Here is a 21164-nt window from a genome sequence, read left to right on the forward strand (position 1 = left end):
CAGCCCGAGGCCCTGAGCGGGGCGCCGTCTTAGGCGGTCATCAGAGAGTGAGGGTCTCAAACAGTTGCTTCATGCGTTTGAGCAGCTGATTCTCATGCTGCTTCACCTTCTCCCGCTCCATCCCCTCCAGCTCCCCGCGGCGTTTGCTCACCAGGTGGGCCAACCGGTCCATCAGTGGAGGGTTCTGCAGCAGCAACGGGCCCAGGCTGGTGCGTGAGACCTCCAGCAGCAGACATTCATCCAGGGCCCGGACGGTGGCGCTGCGCTGGCTGCCGGCGAGCATCGACATTTCACCGAAGACATCGCCGGGTTTCAGACAGGCCACCTGGAAGGGCTCTTCTTCCTCCTGGTTCTTCAGCACCTCGACCATTCCCTGAACCACCTGGAAAAGGGAATCACCCCGGTTCCCTTCGCGCACCACCACTTCCCCCGGCGCAAAACGCAGGCAGCGGGTGTTCCTGGCCAGCTGGAGCATTTCCTCCTCGCTGAGGTCACCGAAGAGCGGGTTGCGGATGAGCAGGGCGCGCCGTTGGTCAAGGCCGCGCTGGTCGGGATGCCCTGCATCAAGGACGGTCCGTTTCTCCCGGAGTTCACGCACCGGATAGGGGACGCTCTGCCCGGTCCGCTCCAGGCTGAACCAGATCTGCTCCAGCAGTTCACTGCGCAGGTCAAGCATGTCACCGAAATTCCCCGGTGGCTGGAAGGCGATGATGTCGTAGGTGATGGCACTGTCGGCGAAGGCCTGCACCCGCACGGCCGGAGGGGGATTCTCCAGCACGTGTGGATGTTTGTGGAGCACCTCCAGCAGTAAGTGCCGGGCCCTGGAGGGGGGCAGGCTGTAATCGAGGCCGAGGCTGAAGCGGTTGCCCATCGCGCCAAAGGCCACGTAGTTGCGCACCACCACTTCGGTGACCTTGGTGTTCGGCACCACCACCAGTGCACCAGTGACATCCTTCAGGCAGGTGTCACGCCAATTGATCGACACCACCACCCCCATGGTGCCGTCCCCCAGGTCGAGGAAATCCCCCACGGAAAAGACATCATCGAACTGGAGTTCCAGGCCCGCGAAGAGGTCCTTGAGAGGCTCCTGCGCGGCCAGGCCCAGCATGGCGGTGAGAACGGCCGAGGTGGTGACCAGGCTGACCAGATTGAAGCGGGCCTGCTCCTGCACCACGATCACCGTGGCCACGATGCCTCCACCCAGCATCAACAACTGCAGCAGAATCTGGGCGGGTTCTTTCCTCAAGCGCAGGGCTGCTGGAAGTTCGAGAAACCCCCAGAGAGCCATGCGGATGCCCAGGTAACTGAACATCAACTCGTCGATGGTGGAGATCCAGGCCCGGTAATGGGCGGGCAAGAGGATCAGCGGCAGGGTGCGCACCACTGCCCAACTCAGAATCGCCAGGGTGGCCATCTGAATCGGCAGCTTCGGTAGGCGCAGGCGCCGGATCAGGAGCTGCAGGGGAAGCAGCAGGACCATCGTGACGATGGCTGTGACCCATACCTCCAGCAACGGCATCCTGAAGTTCAGCGGTCAATGGGACGCAGAGCATCCAGGCCATGGCCGGGAGAGCTTGCAGAGCAGGATAGGTGGCATGGCCGCAGCGGTTCCGCTGCCTGCAGGCCGTTCCAGGCCTGGCCTTTCGCTCTGCCTTCACCTCTGTTCTTCGCCGCCGTCAGCCCATGGTTCGCCCTGGTTGCCCCGCGGGGGTCTGGCCCCTGGCCTTGCTCCTGCTCCAGTTGATCCCGCCGGTGAAAGCCCAGCAGGTGCAGTTGCGTTGTGATGGCACCCTGCTCGAAGCCCGCGGCAGTGCCGAGCAGAAGCGCACGATCGACGTGCTCAAGGTGTCCCTGGCGCTCTCAGCGGAGGGGGCCACGGCGGACGGGGCCCTGGGAGAGCTGCAGCGGCGCCTGGCCGTGGTGCGCCAGGCTCTGGAGCGTCTGCAGGTGAGGCAGCTGGCGGTGAGTTCGCCCTCCAGCTGGCAGCGGCCAGTGAGCCCGAAGCGCCCGGCGGCGGTCGAGGCCAATCTTCAGGTGAGCGGTGAGCTGGCCCCGGCCAGGCTGCAGGCCCTGGTTCGGGAGGTGGGTGCGCTGCCCGGTGTCCGTCTCAATCCGGTGTCACCCAGGGCCGATCAGGCCGGGGATGCTGCCGTGCGCCGCCAATTGCTGCGGCTGGCTTATCAAGATGCGCTGCTTCAGGCCAGGCAGCTGGCCGAGGCCATCGGCCTGGGGATGCCATCACCCCTGGAGGTGCAGATCGACGCTGGATTCCGGCCGATGCTGGCCAAAGGCATGGTGGCGGATGCAGCCCCCCCACCTTTCCAGGCGGGCGAGTTGCCTCCTCCGATGGATCGGCTCGACATGCAGGTGCGCTTCTGCGCCCGTTGAGCGATGCAACGGGGCTCCAGGCTCCGTGGTGACCGTTCGCTCCGCAGCTCGGGACCCTGAGGCGGCAAGCTGGTCCTGAGCTGATCTCTCCAATGGCATCGGATGGCGCCCAGGCCATGGCTGGTTTCGGGCTTTTCGCTTTGCTGGCCATGGGCCACTTCGTTGCCGATTTCGGCCTCCAGAGTGATCGGATGGCCGTGGAGAAATGCCCGGGGAAGGATCACACCCTCTCCTGGCGTTGGTGGCTGCTCGCCCATTCCGGCATTCATGCCTTCGTCGTCACCTGGCTCACTGGTGTGGTCTGGCTTGGTCTGGCCGAGTGGGGGATTCATGCCCTGATCGATTACGGCAAGTGCCGCCACCGTTACGGCCTCGGTGTAGATCAGCTCCTGCACATGGCCTGCAAGCTGCTCTGGGTGTTGATCCTGGTGATCTTTGCTCCCGTGGGTTCAGGTGGGCTGCTGCAGGCTTTTCCTCGCTGAGGGGGGATCAGCAGCCTGCAGAGCCCGGTGGTGGGCTGGAGCGGCCGTGGCCGATCACCAGCAATCGATCCATCGCCTTGCTCAGGCAGTAATTGAGGGGTTTGATCTCCGACTCCAACCGGCGCAGCTGATCGGTGTCACCCCGCTCACCGGCGGCGATGCCATCGAGCAGCAGGCCGATCACCTCATTGCTGCGCATGCAGCGCTGGCTCACCAGCGCCAGCATCTCCATGGCCAGGTCGATATCGAAGAGCAGGGTTTTGAGGAAGTTGTCAACGCTCACCTCCACCAGCTCGGCAGGGCCCTCCACAACCCGCACATCGGCGGAGTGCTGGCCTGAGCCGAACAGACCCATCTCTCCCAGCAATTCTTCGGCCTCGATCACGGCGAGGGTGTGGGGCTCGGGCTCGGTGAGTCGAATCTGAATCGCCACCTTTCCTTTGGTGAGCAGCATCAGGCTGTCGGCCGGCGCTCCCTGGCTCATCACCAGATCGCCGCTGGCGGCCTGGCGGAGCACCGGTGCCAGCTCATCGTGGTGGATGTCCAGCAGCAGTTTCATCCGCTCCCTCACCACCTTCAACTGCGGTTCGTCGCCCCACATGGATCGCTCCTCTCAGGTCTGCAGGTAGGTGCTCTGGCGCAGGCTGTTCTGCAGATGGGCCATCAGCCGGCCGGCGTCGGGCACCGTGAGGGTGCCGCGGTGAATGGCCGCCTCGCTGGCCACCCGCAGGCGCTCGAGCAGGGTCTCAGGGTCGTGTTCCATCGCTTTGAGCACCTCCGCGTTGCTGTTGCCCCGCACCACATGGTCGACCCGGTAGCGGCCATTGGCACCCAGACGGATATGGACCGCATTGGTGCTGCCGAACAGGTTGTGCAGGTTGCCCATCACTTCCTGGTAGGCGCCGCCGAGGAACAGGCCGATCCAGTAGGGCTCACCCTCCCTCAGCTCATGGAGTTCCAGCAGCGGTTTGGCCTGGCCGGGGCCGATGAAGCGCGCCAGCTTGCCGTCGGAGTCGCAGGTGAGGTCAGCGAAGCTGCCCAGACGGCTGGGGCGCTCGTCGAGCCGGTGGATGGGCATCACCGGAAAGAGCTGATCGATCGCCCAGGTGTCGGGAGCGGAGCGGAAGATCGAGAGGTTGGCGTAGTAGGTCCCTGCCAGGGCGGCCTGCAGCGCCTTGAGGTCGTCGGGAATGGGGGTGGCCGCGCTCCAGCTCTCCAGCTGCGCGGCGATCGCCTGGCAGCAGGCCCAGTAGAGCTGCTCGGCCGCGCCCCGCTCGGTGAGGCTGAGGTAGCCCAGCCGGAAGGCGGAGAGGGCGTCCTGCTTGAACTTGATGGCGTCGTTCCAGCCCTCCTGCAGGTGATCGCCCTGACCTGGGGCGTCGAGGGCGGTGGCCTGGATCGAGGCCAGCGTGTCGCGTAGGTTGCGCACGATCAGCGGTTCTTCCCCCTGTGGCGCCGGCTCTTCCCCCTGCACGCCACCGGTGCCGAGCACATCGAAGACGAGCACGCTGAAGTGGCTGGCGATGGCACGGCCGCTCTCGCTCACCAGGGTGGGCAGCGGCACCGAGCGGGGCTCGCAGCACTCCCGCACCGTGGCCACCACGTCGTTGGCGTAGTTCTGCAGGGAGTAGTTGGTGGAGGCGGCGGTGGCGGTGCGGCTGCCGTCGTAGTCGATGCCGAGGCCGCCGCCCACATCGAGATAGCCCATCGGCGCCCCCAGCTCAGCCAGCTGCACATAGATCTGGCCCGCCTCCTGCAGGGCGTCCTTGAGCACGGCGATGTCGTTGATCTGGCTGCCCACGTGGAAGTGGAGCAGGCGCAGCTCGCCGAGCAGATCGGCCTGGCGCAGGGCCTCGACCGTGGCGAGCAGATCCGGCACAGAAAGTCCGAACTTGGCGCGCTCCCCAACCGAGCTGCCCCAGCGGCCGGTGCTACGGCTGGCCAGCTTGGCCCGTACGCCGATCAGGGGGGCGGCCCCCAGCTCGCGGCTGGCCGTGATGATCCGCTCCACCTCGTCGGGTTGCTCGATCACCACCACCGGCTGGCGGCCGAGCCGGCGGGCGAGGATCGCCGTCTCGATGTAGCGCTGATCCTTGTAGCCGTTGCAGATCAGCAGGGCCTCGGGGTCGTCCACCAGGGAGAGGGCGATCAGCAGCTCCGCCTTGCTGCCGGCCTCGAGGCCGAAATGCCACTGGCGGCCGCTCTCCACCAGCTGCTCCACTACGTGGCGCTGCTGGTTGCACTTCACCGGGAACACGCCCTGGTAACGGCCGGCGTAGCCGTATTGGGCGATCGCCCGCTCGAAGGCGGCATGGAGCCGCTCGAGCCGGTCTTCAAGGATGTCGTCAAAGCGGATCAGCAGCGGCAGGGTGAGATCACGCCCCTGCAGGCCCTGCACCAGCTCCACCAGATCCAGGCAGCCACCGCGCTCTCCCCGGGGCTGCACCATCACGTGGCCGCGGGCATTGACCGTGAAATAGGGATCACCCCAGCCGTCGAGGCCGTAGAGCCGGCTGCTGTCGGCAACGCTCCAAGCCAGGTCCGGGGGAGCGATGGCGACGGTATCGGCAGGCATGCGCGCGGGGGAGGGAGTGATTCAACCCTCCCAACGACTTTAGTCAGGCGCACCAGGCGGCCCAAGCCCCAGCGCCTTGGCCTGCTCGGGGTTGAGCTCTGGCAGGGGACCAGGGCGGATCCTGAGCGTGTGGCGCGGGGAACAGCTGGGTTGGCTTGCCAAGCGGCAGGCTCAGCGCGGACGATGGCCCCATCCGAAGTCTTCCCTTGCCATGGCCGTTGAACGCACTTTCCTCGCGATCAAGCCCGATGGGGTGCAGCGGGGGCTGGTGGGGGAGATCCTCGGCCGCTTCGAGCGCAAGGGCTTCAAGCTGGTGGGCCTCAAACAACTGGTGCCCAGCCGTGAGCTGGCCGAGAGCCATTACGGCGTGCACCGCGAGCGCCCCTTCTTCGCCGGCCTCGTCGACTTCATCACCAGTGGTCCGGTGGTGGCGATGGTGTGGGAAGGCGACGGCGTGATCGCCAGTGCCCGCAAGCTGATCGGTGCCACCAAGCCCCTGGAGGCTGAACCCGGCACCATCCGCGGTGATCTGGCGGTGAACATCGGCCGCAACGTGATTCACGGTTCCGATGCGCCCGAAACCGCCGTCTTCGAGATCGGCCTCTGGTTCGAGCCCTCCGAACTGAGCGACTGGACCCCCGCTGATCAGGTGTGGCGCCGCGAAGACTGAGGGGCCACGATTGGGCGAGGTTCTCATTGAGGCCATGCCTCGTCTCAACCCTCTGATTCCATTCGCCCTCGGCGGCCTTGCAGCGGTCGCCGGGATCCTCCCGGTCGAGGCCCGTGGCGGCCTGCCCACCTTGCCGCAGGTGGTGGAGATCCCCTCCCGGCCGGCCTACGTCACCCCGCCCCAGGGTCAGGAATCAGACGCGCGCAGGGGCCAGCGGCTTGAGCCCTCCACCCTGCTGCGCACCCGCAAACCCGGCAGGCTGCAGGTCGCTTTCCCCGATGGACGCCGGTTCCGTCTGGGAGGCGATTCCCTCGCCCTGATCGGGAACCGCAGCGTGGAACTCAAGCGCGGCCAGATCATCGGCTGGTTGCTGCCCGGAAGACCTGACGGCCCCCCTCTGCGGATCAGAACCCGGGTCGGCACCGCCTCGATTTCGGGCACCACGGTCTTTCTCGAAGCCAGCCCCGAGCTCCTGCGGATTTTCAGCTGGGAAGGACCGGTGCAGGTGGAGGCCCGTGACGGCCAGCGCTTCAGCCTCAGCACGGGAGAAGAGGTGGTGTACAGCGATGGAGCCTGGAGTCCGCCGCGTCGACTGAGCCGCGCCGAGGCGGCGCGGCGCCGCCGTGCCAGTGCCTTGCTCAATGGCTTCTCCAGCCCGATGGAGACCCTGCCCGAACTGGAGCGTCAGCTCGACAATCTGCCGTGAGGCGCTTCCGCGTCTGGTGGCTGGCGCTGGCCCTGCCCCTGGTCGTGGCGCTCCCCGTGTGGCGCGACTCCCCTCCAGGAAGAGCCCTCTCCCGTCTCGACAGTCCGGCCCGCCGGGCGTTCTTTCGCTGGCGGGGGCCCAGGGAGGCGCCGGAGAATCCTCTGCTCCTGGCGATCGACTCCGAGTCCCTGGAGCTGGCTGATCTGCTCACGGCTGAGGAACGTCGGGCCTCGCCGCTCTGGCGGCGGATGGGGCCGTGGCCCTGGCCCCGCGCCCTGCAAGCGGAGCTCGCCGCCATCACCCTGCGTGGAGGTGCCACGCGGGTGCTGGTCAACATCGAATTCAGCCAGCCCAGTCGCTACGGGCCAGCCGATGACGCGGCCGCCCAGGCCGTGCTGGCTCCCTGGCGGGAGCGGGTGCATCTGGTCAGCGGGTATCAGCTCGAGCGGCGACAGGGGATGGATCAGATCAAGCTGAGCCGCCCTGTACTGGATCTGGGCCCGGCGGGTCTTGCCGTCCTGCTGCAGAGCGATGACGGGCTGGCGGAGGCGGTGCCCGGACGGCGCTGGTGGCGCGAGCAGCTGGCGGGATTCGCTCCTCCCCATCCACTGCCGATGGCTTTCCTGGTCCGGCCGGAAGCTCTGACGGAGGAGCCGCTTGGCCTCAACTTCCGCGGCCCGGCGGGAACGCTGCCATCCCTGCCGGCCTGGCGCATCCAGCAGGTTTCCCCGGAAACCTGGAACGACCGCACGGTGGTGATCGGGGCGACGACGCCGGAGCTGGGGGATCAGCAGGAAACGCCCTACGGCGCCATGAGCGGCAGCGAGGTGCTGGCCACGGCCGTCGGAAACGTGCTCGTCGGTGATGGGCTGCGGCCACTTCCGGCGCTGGGTTCGGGGCTGCTGCTGCTGCTCTGGGGCGTTGGCGCTCTGGTGGTGCTCTCGCGCCCGATCACCGCCCTGGGCACGGCCACCGCGGCCATCGCGCTGATGGCCAGCGCTCTGGGTGTGGCCTACGGATTCTGGCTCTGGGCCCAGCTCAGCCTGCCCCTGGCGGCCCTGCTGCTGAGCCCCCTGCTCGGGGGCGGACTGCGCATGGCCGCCCAGGCCCGGGAGGAACTGCGCGAGCGGGCCTACCTGCACCAGGTGCTGGCCCACCGGATCTCCCCGACTCTGCTCAACGACATCCTGCGCAACCCCGGGCCCCTCTGGAACCGGGCCGGCGGACAACGCTGCCGCTGCGTGCTGCTGTTCAGCGATCTGGTCGCGTTCACCCCCCTGAGCGCGGTTCTGGATCCCGGGGAGCTGTTCGCGCTGCTCAACCGCTACTTCGAGGTCATGGCTGAGGCGGTGCTGGCGGAGCAGGGCCTGCTTGACAAGTTCATCGGCGATTCGGTGATGGCGGAGTTCGGCGTGCCCCGCAGTCGCGGCGACCGGCTCGAGGCCAGGGCGGCGGTGCGCGCTGCCCTGGCGATGCAGCGTGGCCTGGAGGGCATCAATCGCGAGCTGGCCGCCAGGAATCGACCCCCCCTGCGCCATGGCATCGGCCTGCATGTGGGTGAGGTGATCGCCGGCAACCTCGGCTCCAGCCAGCGGCTCGAGTTCACGGTGGTGGGGGCCAGTGTGAATGTGGCCAGCCGCCTGGAGGGCCTCACCCGCCGGTATCCCCAGCACCCGATTCTGATCAGTGCCGCCCTGCAGGCGCTGCTGCCGGGGGAGCTGGAGGTGGAACCGCTGGGGGCCCACCTCCTCAAGGGCTGGCCCGAGCCCCTGGAGGTGCTGGCTCTGCAGGGGCTTCGTAGTCCGGTCCGGAGTCCAACGTGCAGCCTGGATGACCTCTCGGAGGCTCTTCTGGTCAGCGGGGTGATTCCTCCGCACCCACCGGAAAGCGATCCCAGCGGAAGTTGTTGAGCAGCGACGCCCCTTCAGGCGAGATGGTCTGGGAAGAGCCGGCCGGGGCGCCCGCCTGGGCGATCACCGCCGCGATCAACTCCGCGGTGATCGCCGCCAGCAGCACGCCGTTGCGGTAGTGCCCCGTGGCCAGCCACAGCCCCGGGATCGGGCTCGCACCGAGCAGGGGGGCCTGGTCAGGCGTGCCTGGGCGAAAGCCCCACCAGCGCTCCATCGGCGGCCAGCTGGCCGCTTCCGGCAGCAGGGCCTCGATGCCGGCCTGCAGCTGGCGTTGCCCGAACGGGGTGAGCCCTTCTGCGAAGCCAGCTTCCGGCTCGCTGGTGGCCCCCACCACCAGCAGACCGTCTTCGCGGGGGACCAGATAGGTGCCGGGACCGAACAGCACCCGCTTCAGAGCCGCTCGGGGCCCCTGCAGGGAGAGCATCTGGCCTTTGATGGGTGCCACCGGCAGCTCGTGCATCAGCCGGGCGCTCCAGGCGCCGCAGGCCAGCACCGCCCGCTGGCTGGGGATGGTGGCGTCATCCCCCTGGGCGCGACGGATGCGCACCGCTTCGAGCGCACCGCTCCGGTGACGGGAGAGCGCCAGCACCTCGGCCCCTTCCTCGAAGGCCACACCCCGCTCCACGCAGGCCCGCTCCAGGGACCGCATCAGCTGGCGGCGGTTGTCGATCTGCCCATCCTGGAGGAAGAGCAGCCCGGCCCGCCAGCGCTGGCCGATGCCCGGAATTTCCCGCTCCAGATCAGCCCGCGACAGGGGTTGCCCGAAGCAGGCGGTCGGGTAGGCATCACGCTGCTCGGCTGCTGTGAAGGGCACCACGATTCCGCAGGGACGCAGCCCGCAACGAAGGCCGCTGTCGGTTTCGATCCGCCTCACCCAGGCGGGAATCCGCGCCAGGCTGGCCTGGCCCAGTGCCAGCAGCGGGCCCGACAGCCCCTCGGCATGGGGGGCGAGCATGCCGGCGGCCACGAACCCGGCGGCCTCGCTGCGCCGCCGACTCAGCACCAGCACCCGCTCCCCCCGGCTGGCCAGCTGGTGGGCCACCGCCAAGCCGATCAAGCCGCCACCGAGGATCAGCACGGGGTCGTTCTCGACGCTCATGGGGTCGGCTCAGGAGTCCGCAGGGTTTCGTTCAGCTTCAACCATCGAGCGCCCCAACCCGCGACGGTGCGGCGAGGCCCGCTGCATAGGATCAGCCCAGGTGGGATGCAGGTCATGACAGCGGCGAGCGGACAGGGCGGATGGGAGGCCGTGATCGGCCTGGAAACCCATGTGCAGCTGGGCACCGCCAGCAAGATCTTCACAGCCGCCTCCACCAACTTCGGCGACGATCCCAACACCCACATCGATCCGGTGGTGCTGGGTCTGCCGGGCACCCTGCCGGTGCTGAATCAGAAGGTGCTGGAGTATGCGGTGAAGGCGGCCCTCGCCCTCAATTTGCAGGTGGCTGAGCACAGCAAGTTCGACCGCAAGCAGTATTTCTATCCCGATCTACCCAAGAACTACCAGATCTCTCAATACGACGAGCCGATCGCGGAGAACGGCTGGATCGAGGTGGAGGTGGCCGAGAAGGGCAAGGAGACCTATCTCAAGACGATCGGCATCGAGCGGCTTCACATGGAAGAAGACGCCGGCAAGCTCGTTCATGCCGGTAGTGATCGCCTCGCCGGCAGCACTCATTCGTTGGTGGATTACAACCGCGCAGGGGTGGCCCTGGCTGAAATCGTGAGCAAGCCCGATCTGCGCACGGGCCGGGAGGCGGCGGAGTACGCCTCGGAGATCCGCCGGATCATGCGCTATCTGGGCGTGAGCGACGGCAACATGCAGGAGGGTTCGCTGCGCTGCGATGTGAACATCTCGGTGAGGCGCGGACCGGATGAACCATTCGGCGTGAAGGTGGAGATCAAGAACATGAACTCCTTCTCGGCGATCCAGAAGGCCTGTGACCATGAGATCGCCCGCCAGATCAAGGCGATCGAGGCCGGTGAGCCGATCCGGCAGGAAACACGCCTCTGGGATGAGAGCAAGCAGCTCACCAAGAGCATGCGCAGCAAGGAGGGGAGCAGCGACTACCGCTACTTCCCCGAGCCGGATCTGGGCCCGATCGAGGTGACCTCCGAGCGGCGTGAGGGTTGGCGCGCCGAACTGCCCGAGCTGCCGGCGGCCAAGCGCCACCGTTACGCCGACCAGCTGGGTCTCTCGATCTACGACGCCCGGGTGCTCACCGATGAGCGTGCGATGGCCGAATACTTCGAAGCCGCCGTAGCCGCCGGAGCCGAGGCCAAGGGGGTCGCCAACTGGGTCACCGGCGACATCGCCGCCTACCTCAATGCTGGCAAGCTCTCGATCACTGAGCTGCCCCTGAAGCCCGAGGAGCTGGCGGAACTGGTGCAGCTCATCGACAACGGCACCATCAGCGGCAAGATCGCCAAGGAGATCCTGCCGGAGCTGCTGGAGCAGGGTGGTTCCGCCAAGACGATCGTGGCGGAGCGAGGCCTGGGCATGATCAGCGACCCCGCCGCCATCAAAGAGGTGGTCCAGGAGCTGCTGGCGGCCCATCCGGCCGAGGTCGAGGCCTTCCGAGGCGGCAAGACCAAGCTGCAGGGCTTCTTCGTGGGGCAGCTGATGAAGCGCACCGGTGGCCGGGCCGATCCGAAGCTCGCCAACCGCATCCTCAGCGAGCAGCTGAAGGGCTGAGGATTACTTCGGAAATCCGTGCCACCCAAATGAGCGACCACAACGACCAGAAACTGTCTCCGCGGGAAATGATCCGGGCTCATGCGGGGATCCTTCTTCAGTTGGCCACGACCATCAGCGCTGTCGTCATCGCTGCATCACTGGTCCCCATGGCCCGGCAGGCGAAACTCTGGGAGGCCTGCCATGACACCTCCGTGAAGTGGCACGTTGACAACATCACTGGCGATACGAAGGACGTGCATCAGGCGTGGGCGACACGCTTCTGCAATGGCGGCTCCCTCAGGCCCAGAGAATGAAAAGCGGCAACGCGGTGATTTTCGATCATGTCCTGCATGATCAGGGGATGATGGACAGCTGCACGGCCGCTTTCGCAGGGCTGCGGGTGTTCTCCGTGGGCATCACCTGTGATCTGGCCATCCTCGAGGCCCGCGAGCGGGCTCGCGGCGACCGCGTCCTTGGTCGGGCGCGTGGTCTGGCGGACGTGGTGCATGGCTTCTGCACCTACGACCTGATGGTGGATTCCGGGCAAATGGGGCCAGAGGCCTGCGTGGATCTGGTGGTCTCCGCTCTGCACGAGGGCTGAGCCAGCCGCTGGTCATCGGCTCGGCGTCGGCTGTTCAGGCACACCAGGCTTGATGAATCCCCGGATTGTCTGAAAGGAGTCCTCGGCGAAGGAGGCGTCGCCTGTGAACTCCGGTTTGTTGATGACTCGGAGCCGCTCATCCACGTGGCCGATCAGTTTGGCCATGTCCGGCTTGCTGGCCAGGTTGAGCGTGGTCGGCTCCTGGTTGGCGCTGATCTGGGCGGAGCCATTGGCCACGGCGCTTTCGATCGTGGCGATCAGATCATTGGCCAGCACATATTTACGGCTGTAGTTCTCATAGTTCGCGGCCTGTCCGTAGAGCTGGCTGAAGGTCCAGGCTGAATAGAGCACCAGCCCGGAGGTGATGCCGATGTTGATGATGGCGTTGTTGGACTTCTCCCAACCCTGCTTGCTGATCAGGGCCAGGGAGCTGAGGGCGAGGATCCCGGCCGCGGTGCTCAGAGAAAGGGCGGCGTAACGGTGGGAGAAGTAGAACACCCCCACGGTGCAGGCCAGTCGCCTCCCCTGATCCAGCTGCCGGATCTGTTCCTTGAGCCGCATGGTCTGGCCCGGTTCGATCAACCATTGCCGCAACTGATGGCAGGAGCGGCTCCAGGCCACGATCAGCGCCTTGGGCAACCGGGGCCAGCCTGCCTGAGGCGATCCGGACTCGGCATCCATGCAGACCTTCACGCGAAAGGTCAGGCTAGGAACGTTGCCCTGCGTCGTCAGCAGCCCCTTGCGACAGCGCTTTCTCCACCTGCCGCTCCAGGGCCTCGCTCACGCCACGGTTGTCGATCACCCGATCAGCCAGCGGGCGTTTTCGCTCCATGGGCCACTGGGCCGCCAGGCGGGCCAGGGCCTCGGTTTCGCTCAGGCCATCGCGGGCCATCAGTCGCCGGAGCTGTTGCTCGGCCTCGCAGTCCACCAGCCAGACCTCGCTGCACAGCCCCTCGAGGCCCGCTTCAAAAAGCAGCGGGATCATCAGCACCACCACCGGAGCGGCCGCCAGCTGCTCCAGCTCCGCTTCGAACCGCTGGCGCACCAGCGGATGGACCAGCTGCTCCAGCCAGGCGCGCTCAGCCTGGTCGCTGAACACGATTCGCCCGAGGGCGGAGCGATCGATGCCTCCCACTGGCTGTTGCACCCCTGAGCCGAGGCGCTCCAGGACGGCCTGCTCTCCACGGCTGCCAGGAGCCAGGGCTTCGCGGGAATAGCGGTCGGCATCCAGCACAGGCAGCCCATGCCGTTCCGCGAGCAACCGGCCCACGCTGCTCTTGCCGCTGGCGATGCCGCCGGTGAGGCCGATCCGCCGCTGGTGGCCCCGCCAGCGCGGACGATTCAGACGCTCCAGCATGGCCGGCGGCCCCAGCTGCTCCAGGTGGAAGCGGGCGCCATAGCTGGGGGTGGGGCGTTGCGAGTAGAAGCGCGTGCTGCCCTGGCCCTGGGGCCAACGGCGGGACAGGCGGCTGCGCAGGCGCAACCCCCCCAGCACAAGCTGCTGCAGCCAGTTAGGGCTGCAGCTCCACCCGAGGCTGGCGCACACATCACGGCTCACCAGCGCCAGCAGCACCCTGCGCAGGGCCGGCCGCAGGGGAGCCGGCCAGTCGGCCAGCAACATCGCCAGAGTCGACTCGACGACCTGCCGGTTGCTGGGGGCGCTCTGGAACGCCTCTCGCTCAAAGCGGCGGTTGAACGCCAGCAGCGCCTCCAGGTTGTCGGGGATGGCCTCCAGGCCCATCGCTTCGCCCACCTGCCGCCAGAACAGGTAAAGGCACGTCTGCTCCCGCCCGCTCAGGGCCCGCCAGCCGTAGCGGGCCAGCCAGCGGATCGGCTCCGCCACGAAGGTGGAGAGCACGTAGAGGAAATCCCGGTTGCTGATCGCATAGGCGCCATGGATGCGGTTCATCCGGGTGATCACCGCCTGCCCCTGGGGGCTGTCAGGGCCGCAGCGCAGCAGCTCCGCCACCATCAGGCCGGTGTCGTCGTAGCGCTTGCGGGGTCTGTGGGTGAATTCACCCGTGCGCTGCAGCAGGCCGGAGATCGAGGGGACGCAGAAGGTCTTGAGCAGGGCCAGCTCAAGGGAGCGCGTGGTGTCCCAGGGAAAGAGCTCGCCGGCCAGCTCCCGGCAGACGACCTCCACCTGCTTCGGCGTCGGCGATTCAGGCGTGGTCGGCTCCACCACGGCGGCTCGGCAGGATGGTGCGAGTCATCCTGCCGCCGTGACCCATCCCTGGCACCCGATCCCCGGCGGCATCACTGCTCCGGCGGGATTCCTGGCCGCCGCCATCACCGCAGGTCTCAAGGCTTCCGGCAACCCCGATCTGTCGTTGTTGCTGGCTCCCCACGACGCTGTCTGTGCCGGCAGCTTCACCACCTCCCTGGTGCGGGCCGCCTGCGTGGACCTCTGCGCCCAGCGCCTGGCCGCCAGCGGTGGCCGGGCCCGGGCGGTGCTCACCAATTCCGGCCAGGCCAATGCCTGCACCGGCGATCGCGGTTTGATCGACAGCCTGAGGGCCACCCAGGCCACTGCCGACCTCCTCGGCCTGGCGGCCGAGGAGGTGCTGATCTGCTCCACCGGCGTGATCGGCGTGCCGATCCCGATGGACATCCTGCTGGCAGGCCTCGATCCCCTGGTGGCGGCCCTCAGCCCCGAGGGGGGTGCTGCCGCCGCCACCGCCATCCTCACCACCGATCTGACTGACAAGCAGATCGCCCTTGAGGCTCACCTGGGTGGCCGCCGCGTCCGCCTCGGCGGCATGGCCAAGGGCTCCGGGATGATTCACCCGAACATGGCCACGATGCTGGGCTATCTCAGCTGCGATGCCGGCGTGCCGGCCGAGCTCTGGCAGGCGATGGTGCAGCGGGCGGTGGATCGCTCCTTCAATGCGATCACAGTCGACGGCGACACCAGCACCAACGACACGTACCTGGCCTTTGCAGCCGGGGAACCCCTGAACCCCGAGCACTTCGAGGCGCTGGAGGCCGGCCTGACGGCGGTGTCGCAGCACCTGGCCCGGGCGATTGCCCGCGATGGCGAGGGGGCCACCTGCCTGATCGAGGTGCAGGTGGAGGGTGCCGGGGATGATGCCGGCGCCCGGGCGATGGCCCGTACCATCTGCGGCTCCTCGCTGGTGAAGTGCGCCATCCACGGTCGCGACCCCAACTGGGGCCGGATCGTGGCCGCGGCGGGCCGCGCCGGCGTGGCCTTCGACCCCGAAGCGGTGGCCCTCTGGCTGGGGGAGCACCAGCTGATGGCCGCCGGCCAGCCCCTGCCCTTCGACCGCCCGGCCGCCTCCCGCTACATGGCCGAGCGCGCCGCCGGGGCCTACCTCAGCGATGACACCGTGGCCATCCGGCTGCGGGTGGGCGACGGCACCGGCAGCGGCCTGGCCTGGGGCTGCGATCTCTCCGATCAATACGTGCGCATCAACGCCGACTACACCACCTGAAGGCTTGCGGCTGCAGGCAGGATGGAGCCTCCTTCATCGCCAGCCCCCCATGCCCGAGGCCGGAGCCCGGCGCCGATCCCGTCGACGCAGTTCCGAAGTGGCCGCGGCGCCCCCGAAGCGCTGGGCCCCCTGGGTGCTTCCCCTGGTGGCCGGTCTGGCTTTCGGCTCGGGCTACGCCATCACCGACCGCCTGCTGGCGCTGCAGGCCAAAGGGCCGCTGAAGCTGGATCAGGGGTTCGATCTGAAGCCGTTTCCCGGCACCACGCTGGAGAGCATGCGCCTGCGTTACGGCGCCGACCGGCAGGAGCTTCGCGGCGATCTCGAGCTGATCGAGCTGGAGCGCACTCAGGAGGAGGAGAAGGCCAAACGTGAGGCCGCTCAGAAGGAAGGGCCGAAGCCAGAGGCCCGTCGGCCCCAGGATGAAGGAGCCGCGAGCGGTTCAGCTTCCGACCCTGCCCCAGTCGCCGAATCCGCCGCCAGCAGGCCCAGCGAGGCTGCTTCGGATCCCGGGCCGCCTGCGTTGCCCGCGCCACCCTCGCTCAATGTGCCGCCGCCGCCGGCTCCCGAGCGCCAGCCCTGATCTGCCACAGTTTGGCCAGAGCGGACGGTCCCTTCGATGCATGCCCCCCAATCTCTGCTGCAGGCTGCGTTGAATCGGCTGGGGGCCCGCCTCGGCAGTGGCTTCGCCGATTCGGCGGCCAGCCTGGCCGTGCTGGCCCAGGAGGCACCCGAGCGCCTCAGGCGCGAGCTGGAGCTGTTCTGGAGTGAAGTGGAGCAGGAGGCCCAGCGGCTAGAAACCGAGGCCAGCGCCGCCTCAGGGCCCGAGGCGGCAGGAGGCGACGCCACAGCCGCCGCCTGGGCTGCAGCCGCGCCTCAGGATCAGATCGATGATCTGCGCGCCCGGGTGGCAGAGCTTTCGCGCCAGCTCGAGGACCAGGCTTGATGGGCGCCTGGCGCCAACGGTGGCGGGGCTTCGCCCGCTCGCTGCGCATCTGGTGGACCGTGCTGCGCCTGCTGGGGGGGCTCTGGTGGGACGGGAAGGACTGGACCTACCCCGGCGGCCCCACGGAGGAGCGGCGGGAGGCCAGGCAGCAACGGCGGGCCCGCTGGCTCACCCAGGAGCTGCTCGGACTGGGCTCTGCCTTCATCAAGCTGGGCCAGTTGCTCTCCGCCCGCCCCGACGTGCTGCCTGCGGGCTATGTCGAGGAGCTCTCGCATCTGCAGGATCAGGTGCCCTCCTTCCCCTTCTCGGTGGTGCAGGCCCTCCTCGAGGAGGAGCTGGGAGGGCGTTGCGCTGAGATCGTCGATCTCGAGGAGCGGCCCCTAGGCTCCGCCAGCCTCGCCCAGGTGCACCGGGCCAGCCTGCGCAGCGGTCGTCAGGTGGTGTTCAAGATCCAGCGGCCCGGGCTGGAGCGGTTGTTCCGCCTCGATCTGGAGGTGATGCAGCAGGTGGCGGCGGTGATGCAGCGCCATCCGCGCTGGGGCGAGGGCCGCGACTGGGTGTCGATCGCCCAGGAATGCCGCCGGGTGCTGCTGCGGGAGCTGGATTTCCGCCTGGAGGCCGAACATGCGGCCCGCTTCCGTCAGCAGTTCCTCGACGATGCCGGCATCCGCATCCCCTCGGTGATCTGGGAGCTCAGCACCCGCCGGGTGCTCTGCCTTGATTTTCTGCCCGGCATCAAGATCACCGATCGCACAGCTCTGGTGGCGGCGGGCATCGACCCGGCGGCGGTGGCAGAGAAAGGGGCCGCCAGTTACCTGCAGCAGCTGGTGCGCTTCGGCTTCTTCCACGCCGATCCCCACCCCGGCAACCTGGCGGTGGCCGCCGATGGCGCCCTCATCTACTACGACTTCGGGATGATGGGCCAGCTCTCGCCGCGGCTGCGCAGCCGGCTGGGGCGGATGGTGCGGGCCGCGGCGGCCCGCGATGCCTCCGGCCTGGTGGAGGAGCTGCAGGGGGCCGGGGTGATCGCCAGGGATGTGGATCCCGGGCCAGTGCGACGGCTGGTGCGGGTGATGCTCACCGAGGCGCTCACGCCGCCCTTCTCCACGAACGTGATCGAGAAGCTCTCCGGCGACCTCTACGACCTGGTCTATGGCCAGCCATTTCGTCTTCCCGCCGAGCTGATCTTCGTGATGCGGGCCCTCTCCACCTTCGAGGGGGTGGGCCGCAGCCTCGACCCCGGCTTTAGCCTGATGGCGATTGCCCGCCCCTACCTCCTTCCACTGATGACCGCGAGCGGGAACGGCCCCAACGATTTCCTCGGTGAACTCAGCCGTCAGGCGGCTGAAGTGGGCAGCCGTGCCCTAGGGCTGCCGCGCCGGCTGGAGGACAGCCTCGTACGCATCGAGCAGGGCGACCTGCAGGTGCAGATCCGCGCCGGTGAAACCGATCGGCTGCTGCGCCGCCTGGCTCTCGCTCAGCAGAGCACAAGCCAGGCGATCCTGCTGGGAGCCTTTGCTGTGGCTGCCGCGGTGTTGGGGTCCGGCAGTCAGCCGGCCCTGGCCGCGATCCCGCTGGTGGCCGGGCTGCCGGTGGGTTTGAGCTGGATCAAGCTCCAGGGGCGCCAGCGGCGGGATGCACGTCTGGAGAAGTTGCCGGGAACTGGGGGCTGAACGATGCAGCAGGGTCCAGCTACTGGACTCAGTTGCAGCCCTGAACAGAGATGCGGTAGCTGAAGCCGAGCGCTCCAGGCTGGCTGGAGGAGCCGATCCGGAAGTTCATCAGACTGGTGCGCTTGCCCGGCACAGAGGCGAAGGGGCCCCACGTCCGGCCGGTGCCCTGGGGGGGCGTCAGCGTTTCGTTGAACAACCGCAGGCTGCTGCCGTCGGTGAAGCGCATGAATCCCTGCACCGGATAGCTGGCCTCGTCGGTGGAGGTGGCAGTGAAGAAGAAGCGGTAGCTGCTGAAGGGCTGGTCCACGATGAAATCGGTGTTCCAGTTGTTGCGACCCAGCAGGCGCCCCCGCCCGATCCGCTTGCTCACCACCGGCTCGGAGCCGCCGATGGGCATCAGGAAGGTGCAGTTGGCTGCGGGCTGGGCCAGCGCTGGCCCAGCTGTCATCACACCAATCGTCAGCATCGCCAAGGCCTGGGACAGACGCACTGGGGTGGAAGCGATCATGAAGTGCCCAAGGCTTGTGGCCGGATCGTAGATCCCCTGAGGTCCCCGTCCTTCGGCTCCGGCATAGAGCGCCTGGCTGCCCAGTTCGTCTCCCCAGGGAGTTGATCACAGGGCTGAAGCTGCATGAGACGGTCAGTTCCTGAAGGGCCACCAAGCCACCGAGGTGGAAGCAGCTGTCCGAGCCACTGAGAGGAGAGCCCCATCTCCACGGTCACCAACTGGCCGCCTCCTGATTCCGGCTGAGGCCAAGCCTGGGGCCTGGCGCACCCCCTGGCGCTCAGAAGAAGAACTTCACACCGGCTTCAATCCCGTTCTGATCAATGTTGTAGGCATTTTCGGGGATCTGATCATTGCTTCCCCCCAGGTGCAGATAGCGCCACGACAGATTGAGCTGGGTGGAGTTGCCGATGGCATAGCCGAGGCCAGCCTGGGCATTCCAGGAGTAGTCATTGGAGTTGTTCACGCCGAAGCCACCGAGGTCGGCGCGGGCGAAGAGCCTCAGGCGGGGGGAGAGAAACACCATGGCCTGGGTCCCGATCAGGGGCTGGGCCACGGTGCTCCCGAACGACTGCTGCCGCTGCAGATTCAATCCCTGCAACGTCCTCGACTTCTCCAGGCGCGGCCCCTTGAATGTCAGGGTTCCGCCAGACCCCTGGCTCTGCACGTCCAGGTCGTATTGCATGTCGACGAACCGCACCCCGGCATAGGGAATAATCGTGAAACTGCCGGCACGCGCCACGGCTGATTCGCGGTCTCCGAAGCGATAGCGCAGGGCCAGGTCATAGATCCCCTGGATATTTCCGATACTGGCGTCGATGCTGCGCTGGCCGTCAGGAGTGAAGGTGAGGCTGCGCTTGCCAAGAGGGCCTTCGATGGAGCGCGTCTTGATGTTCCTGAGTGTTCCCTCTTCCCCCTTGACGGAGACGTAGCTGATGTCGGTGAGGAGTCCGACCCGGCCGTACTCGACGCTGCCCCGGAAGTAGGCCGCGGACGTCAGCGGTCTGAGCACCTGGCCGAGGTCCAGATCCAGGTCGGTTGTGAAGCCTCTGACGGTGGTGGTCCCGGAGGTGCGCAGCGGCGCGAAGCCGTAGAGCTCCAAGGTGGCGGCCCAGGGCGTCGGCGATGGCTGGGGTTCGCTGGCGCCGGGCTCCAGTGGGGTGGGCTCTGCTGAGGATGGTTCGGCAGCCCTGGCGGCAAAGGGTTCCAGGGCAATGGCCGAAGCCAGAAGGCCAGTCAGCAAACTCGCGCTGATTGGCAGGAGCCGAGCCCATGAACGGCGTACTGGAGCAAGATGAAGGAACCAGGCCACGTGATCGAGACAAGAAGTGAATCCACCTACTCGGGCGCGCCAGCCGGCGGCATCGAACAAGGTAGATAAACTCTTCCACACCGTCTCAATTCCTGCCTCTCCCCAGTTGGAGATTGACCTGCGCCAATGCGGCATTCTTGAGTACTCTGCTCAGTCCGGAGAACGCCCCAGGCGCAACACACCCGAGGGCAGCAGGCCGTAGCGACGCCGAAACCCCATGGCGAAGCCGGAGAGATCAGCGAAGCCGTGGCGGCGGGCGATCGACGCCACCGTGTCATCCGCTTCAGGATGGAGCAGGGCCTGACGGGCCGCTTCGAGGCGCTGAGCCTTGAGCCATTGCATCGGGCTGCAGCCGAACCTTTCCTGGAACAGGATCTGAAGACTCCGGCGGGAGTAGGCGCTGCGCAGTTCCATCTGGGTGAGGGTGATCGGGGTGTGCAGGTGGGCCTTCATCCACTCCAGCAAGTCGGTGAACGCCTGCTCCCGCGGCTGGGGAACTGGGTGGGGACTGCTAGAGGGTTGAGCCCTCAGCAGCTCCGGAAACAGCAGCAAGGCCAGGAGCCGAAGCAGGAGATCCTCGATCCCAAGAGCGGCGAAGCCCCCGGCGGCCTCCAGATCAGGCGCATCCAGTGTCGTCAGGGTCCGCCGCAGGGTGGTCAGCAGATCCTGCTCCAAGGTGCTGCGGGGATGCACCAGCCTGGGTTGGCGGAGCCGGCGCAGGAAGGGTCTCGGTCCATGGGCGCCTCCAGCGATCGCGGCGGCACTGAGGGCCAGCTGCGCCGGATCCAGGTGGATCAGCACTTCCTGGAGGAACCCGGTCTGGGCCTCGAAGGCCGCGCCGGGGAGATACAGCAAACCCTGTTGCGGCCAGAGATCGAAGCGTTGCTGCTGGAGGGTCACCTGGGCCGATCCGGCATAGGCGAGAGCGACCATGGCGCAGCCGGTATCTTCAGCCTCCAGCACCAACGGGGAATGCACGCTGCTGGACAGGCTGAGGCCTCCGAGGCGAAGAACGGCATTGCGGTGGAAGAAACCCTGGCGTTCGCCCATCCGCACCAGGCCCCGCAGGGGGGTGGCGGCATGGATCCTCTCCGCCAGGGCTGTTGCATCGGTCAGCACCAAGGCACGATCGTTGAGGACCACCAGGGGGAGGTGGTCAGAAACTGCGCTGCCGCCCTGATTATGCGTTTCCATCGCACCAATCCTGCCCGTTAGTTCATTCTCAGACAACAAATCCGCCGAAACCAGTTTGAGAAGACCCTGGAGAAAG

General features: G+C 67.3%; 21 protein-coding genes. 12 read left to right on the forward strand and 9 right to left on the reverse strand.

The window, feature by feature from the left end; translation table 11 throughout:
* Positions 1 to 40: 40 nt before the first annotated feature.
* The gene (locus tag WH5701_RS14220; RefSeq protein WP_006173197.1) at positions 41 to 1519 is read right to left on the reverse strand and encodes a mechanosensitive ion channel family protein; all 1479 of its coding nucleotides are present in this window, start codon (positions 1517 to 1519) and stop codon (positions 41 to 43) included.
* 164 nt (positions 1520 to 1683) lie between these two features.
* On the opposite strand from WH5701_RS14220, the gene WH5701_RS14225 reads away from it, so the two are divergent.
* Positions 1684 to 2388 (forward strand): SIMPL domain-containing protein, encoded by a 705-nt coding sequence (locus WH5701_RS14225; RefSeq protein WP_156776769.1) that lies wholly within the window; start codon positions 1684 to 1686, stop codon positions 2386 to 2388.
* Positions 2389 to 2480: 92 nt separating this feature from the next.
* Positions 2481 to 2870: a DUF3307 domain-containing protein gene (locus WH5701_RS14230; protein ID WP_006173199.1), complete on the forward strand. Its 390-nt coding sequence runs from the start codon at positions 2481 to 2483 to the stop codon at positions 2868 to 2870.
* A gap of 7 nt (positions 2871 to 2877) precedes the next feature.
* Here WH5701_RS14230 and WH5701_RS14235 read toward each other — a convergent pair whose 3' ends face one another.
* Together WH5701_RS14235 and speA are read right to left on the reverse strand one after the other, a co-directional pair.
* Positions 2878 to 3471, reverse strand: a complete 594-nt coding sequence (locus tag WH5701_RS14235; RefSeq protein WP_006173200.1) for a cyclic nucleotide-binding domain-containing protein — start codon at positions 3469 to 3471, stop codon at positions 2878 to 2880.
* Between the two features lie 12 nt (positions 3472 to 3483).
* Complete coding sequence (gene speA, locus WH5701_RS14240; RefSeq protein WP_006173201.1) at positions 3484 to 5445, reverse strand: biosynthetic arginine decarboxylase; 1962 nt, start codon at positions 5443 to 5445, stop codon at positions 3484 to 3486.
* 211 nt (positions 5446 to 5656) lie between these two features.
* On the opposite strand from speA, the gene ndk reads away from it, so the two are divergent.
* From ndk to WH5701_RS14255, 3 genes are read left to right on the forward strand one after another with little or no spacing between them, the layout of a single operon-like run.
* Positions 5657 to 6115: a nucleoside-diphosphate kinase gene (gene ndk, locus WH5701_RS14245; protein ID WP_006173202.1), complete on the forward strand. Its 459-nt coding sequence runs from the start codon at positions 5657 to 5659 to the stop codon at positions 6113 to 6115.
* Positions 6116 to 6149: 34 nt separating this feature from the next.
* Positions 6150 to 6821 (forward strand): FecR family protein, encoded by a 672-nt coding sequence (locus tag WH5701_RS14250; protein WP_156776770.1) that lies wholly within the window; start codon positions 6150 to 6152, stop codon positions 6819 to 6821.
* Positions 6818 to 8731, forward strand: coding sequence for an adenylate/guanylate cyclase domain-containing protein (locus tag WH5701_RS14255; RefSeq protein WP_006173204.1), 1914 nt, complete (start codon positions 6818 to 6820; stop codon positions 8729 to 8731). Before WH5701_RS14250 ends, WH5701_RS14255 begins: the two co-directional genes overlap by 4 nt.
* On the opposite strand, the gene WH5701_RS14260 is transcribed toward WH5701_RS14255, so the two are convergent.
* The gene (locus tag WH5701_RS14260) at positions 8676 to 9830 is read right to left on the reverse strand and encodes an FAD-dependent oxidoreductase (RefSeq protein WP_006173205.1); all 1155 of its coding nucleotides are present in this window, start codon (positions 9828 to 9830) and stop codon (positions 8676 to 8678) included. The genes WH5701_RS14255 and WH5701_RS14260 overlap by 56 nt on opposite strands.
* Before the next feature lie 114 nt (positions 9831 to 9944).
* Here WH5701_RS14260 and gatB point away from each other — a divergent pair, with 114 nt between their 5' ends.
* Genes gatB through WH5701_RS14275 form a run of 3 tightly spaced genes read left to right on the forward strand, consistent with a single transcriptional unit; the run spans position 9945 to position 12009 of the window.
* Positions 9945 to 11426: an Asp-tRNA(Asn)/Glu-tRNA(Gln) amidotransferase subunit GatB gene (gene gatB, locus WH5701_RS14265; RefSeq protein WP_037981155.1), complete on the forward strand. Its 1482-nt coding sequence runs from the start codon at positions 9945 to 9947 to the stop codon at positions 11424 to 11426.
* Positions 11427 to 11455: 29 nt separating this feature from the next.
* The gene (locus WH5701_RS14270) at positions 11456 to 11722 is read left to right on the forward strand and encodes a hypothetical protein (RefSeq protein WP_006173207.1); all 267 of its coding nucleotides are present in this window, start codon (positions 11456 to 11458) and stop codon (positions 11720 to 11722) included.
* Positions 11723 to 11772: 50 nt separating this feature from the next.
* Entirely contained in the window at positions 11773 to 12009 is a 237-nt protein-coding gene (locus tag WH5701_RS14275) for a chloramphenicol phosphotransferase CPT family protein (RefSeq protein ID WP_232201942.1), read from the forward strand.
* Positions 12010 to 12021: 12 nt separating this feature from the next.
* On the opposite strand, the gene WH5701_RS14280 is transcribed toward WH5701_RS14275, so the two are convergent.
* Together WH5701_RS14280 and coaE are read right to left on the reverse strand one after the other, a co-directional pair.
* Positions 12022 to 12690 carry a hypothetical protein gene (locus WH5701_RS14280; RefSeq protein WP_006173209.1) on the reverse strand — a complete coding sequence of 223 codons (669 nt, stop codon included), beginning with the start codon at positions 12688 to 12690 and terminating at the stop codon, positions 12022 to 12024.
* A 25-nt stretch (positions 12691 to 12715) separates the two neighbouring features.
* Positions 12716 to 14194 (reverse strand): dephospho-CoA kinase, encoded by a 1479-nt coding sequence (coaE, locus tag WH5701_RS18860; protein ID WP_006173210.1) that lies wholly within the window; start codon positions 14192 to 14194, stop codon positions 12716 to 12718.
* A gap of 37 nt (positions 14195 to 14231) precedes the next feature.
* On the opposite strand from coaE, the gene argJ reads away from it, so the two are divergent.
* Genes argJ through WH5701_RS14305 form a run of 4 tightly spaced genes read left to right on the forward strand, consistent with a single transcriptional unit; the run spans position 14232 to position 18077 of the window.
* Positions 14232 to 15461 carry a bifunctional glutamate N-acetyltransferase/amino-acid acetyltransferase ArgJ gene (gene argJ, locus WH5701_RS14290; RefSeq protein WP_006173211.1) on the forward strand — a complete coding sequence of 410 codons (1230 nt, stop codon included), beginning with the start codon at positions 14232 to 14234 and terminating at the stop codon, positions 15459 to 15461.
* 49 nt (positions 15462 to 15510) lie between these two features.
* Positions 15511 to 16041: a hypothetical protein gene (locus WH5701_RS15885; RefSeq protein WP_050751566.1), complete on the forward strand. Its 531-nt coding sequence runs from the start codon at positions 15511 to 15513 to the stop codon at positions 16039 to 16041.
* Positions 16042 to 16077: 36 nt separating this feature from the next.
* Positions 16078 to 16404, forward strand: coding sequence for a hypothetical protein (locus tag WH5701_RS14300; protein WP_006173213.1), 327 nt, complete (start codon positions 16078 to 16080; stop codon positions 16402 to 16404).
* Positions 16404 to 18077, forward strand: coding sequence for an AarF/ABC1/UbiB kinase family protein (locus WH5701_RS14305; RefSeq protein WP_006173214.1), 1674 nt, complete (start codon positions 16404 to 16406; stop codon positions 18075 to 18077). The genes WH5701_RS14300 and WH5701_RS14305 overlap by 1 nt, the downstream gene beginning before the upstream one ends.
* A 28-nt stretch (positions 18078 to 18105) precedes the next feature.
* Here the strand turns inward: WH5701_RS14305 and WH5701_RS14310 are convergent, their stop codons facing one another.
* From WH5701_RS14310 to WH5701_RS15890, 3 genes are all read right to left on the reverse strand, one after another.
* A complete protein-coding gene (locus WH5701_RS14310) occupies positions 18106 to 18585 on the reverse strand; it encodes a hypothetical protein (RefSeq protein ID WP_006173215.1) in 480 nt (159 codons plus the stop codon).
* A 277-nt stretch (positions 18586 to 18862) separates the two neighbouring features.
* Positions 18863 to 19825, reverse strand: a complete 963-nt coding sequence (locus tag WH5701_RS14315) for a hypothetical protein (RefSeq protein ID WP_006173216.1) — start codon at positions 19823 to 19825, stop codon at positions 18863 to 18865.
* 219 nt (positions 19826 to 20044) lie between these two features.
* Positions 20045 to 21088 carry an AraC family transcriptional regulator gene (locus WH5701_RS15890; protein WP_006173217.1) on the reverse strand — a complete coding sequence of 348 codons (1044 nt, stop codon included), beginning with the start codon at positions 21086 to 21088 and terminating at the stop codon, positions 20045 to 20047.
* Positions 21089 to 21164 lie beyond the last annotated feature (76 nt).

This window comes from Synechococcus sp. WH 5701, from assembly GCF_000153045.1.
Taxonomy (GTDB): domain Bacteria; phylum Cyanobacteriota; class Cyanobacteriia; order PCC-6307; family Cyanobiaceae; genus Regnicoccus_A; species Regnicoccus_A antarcticus.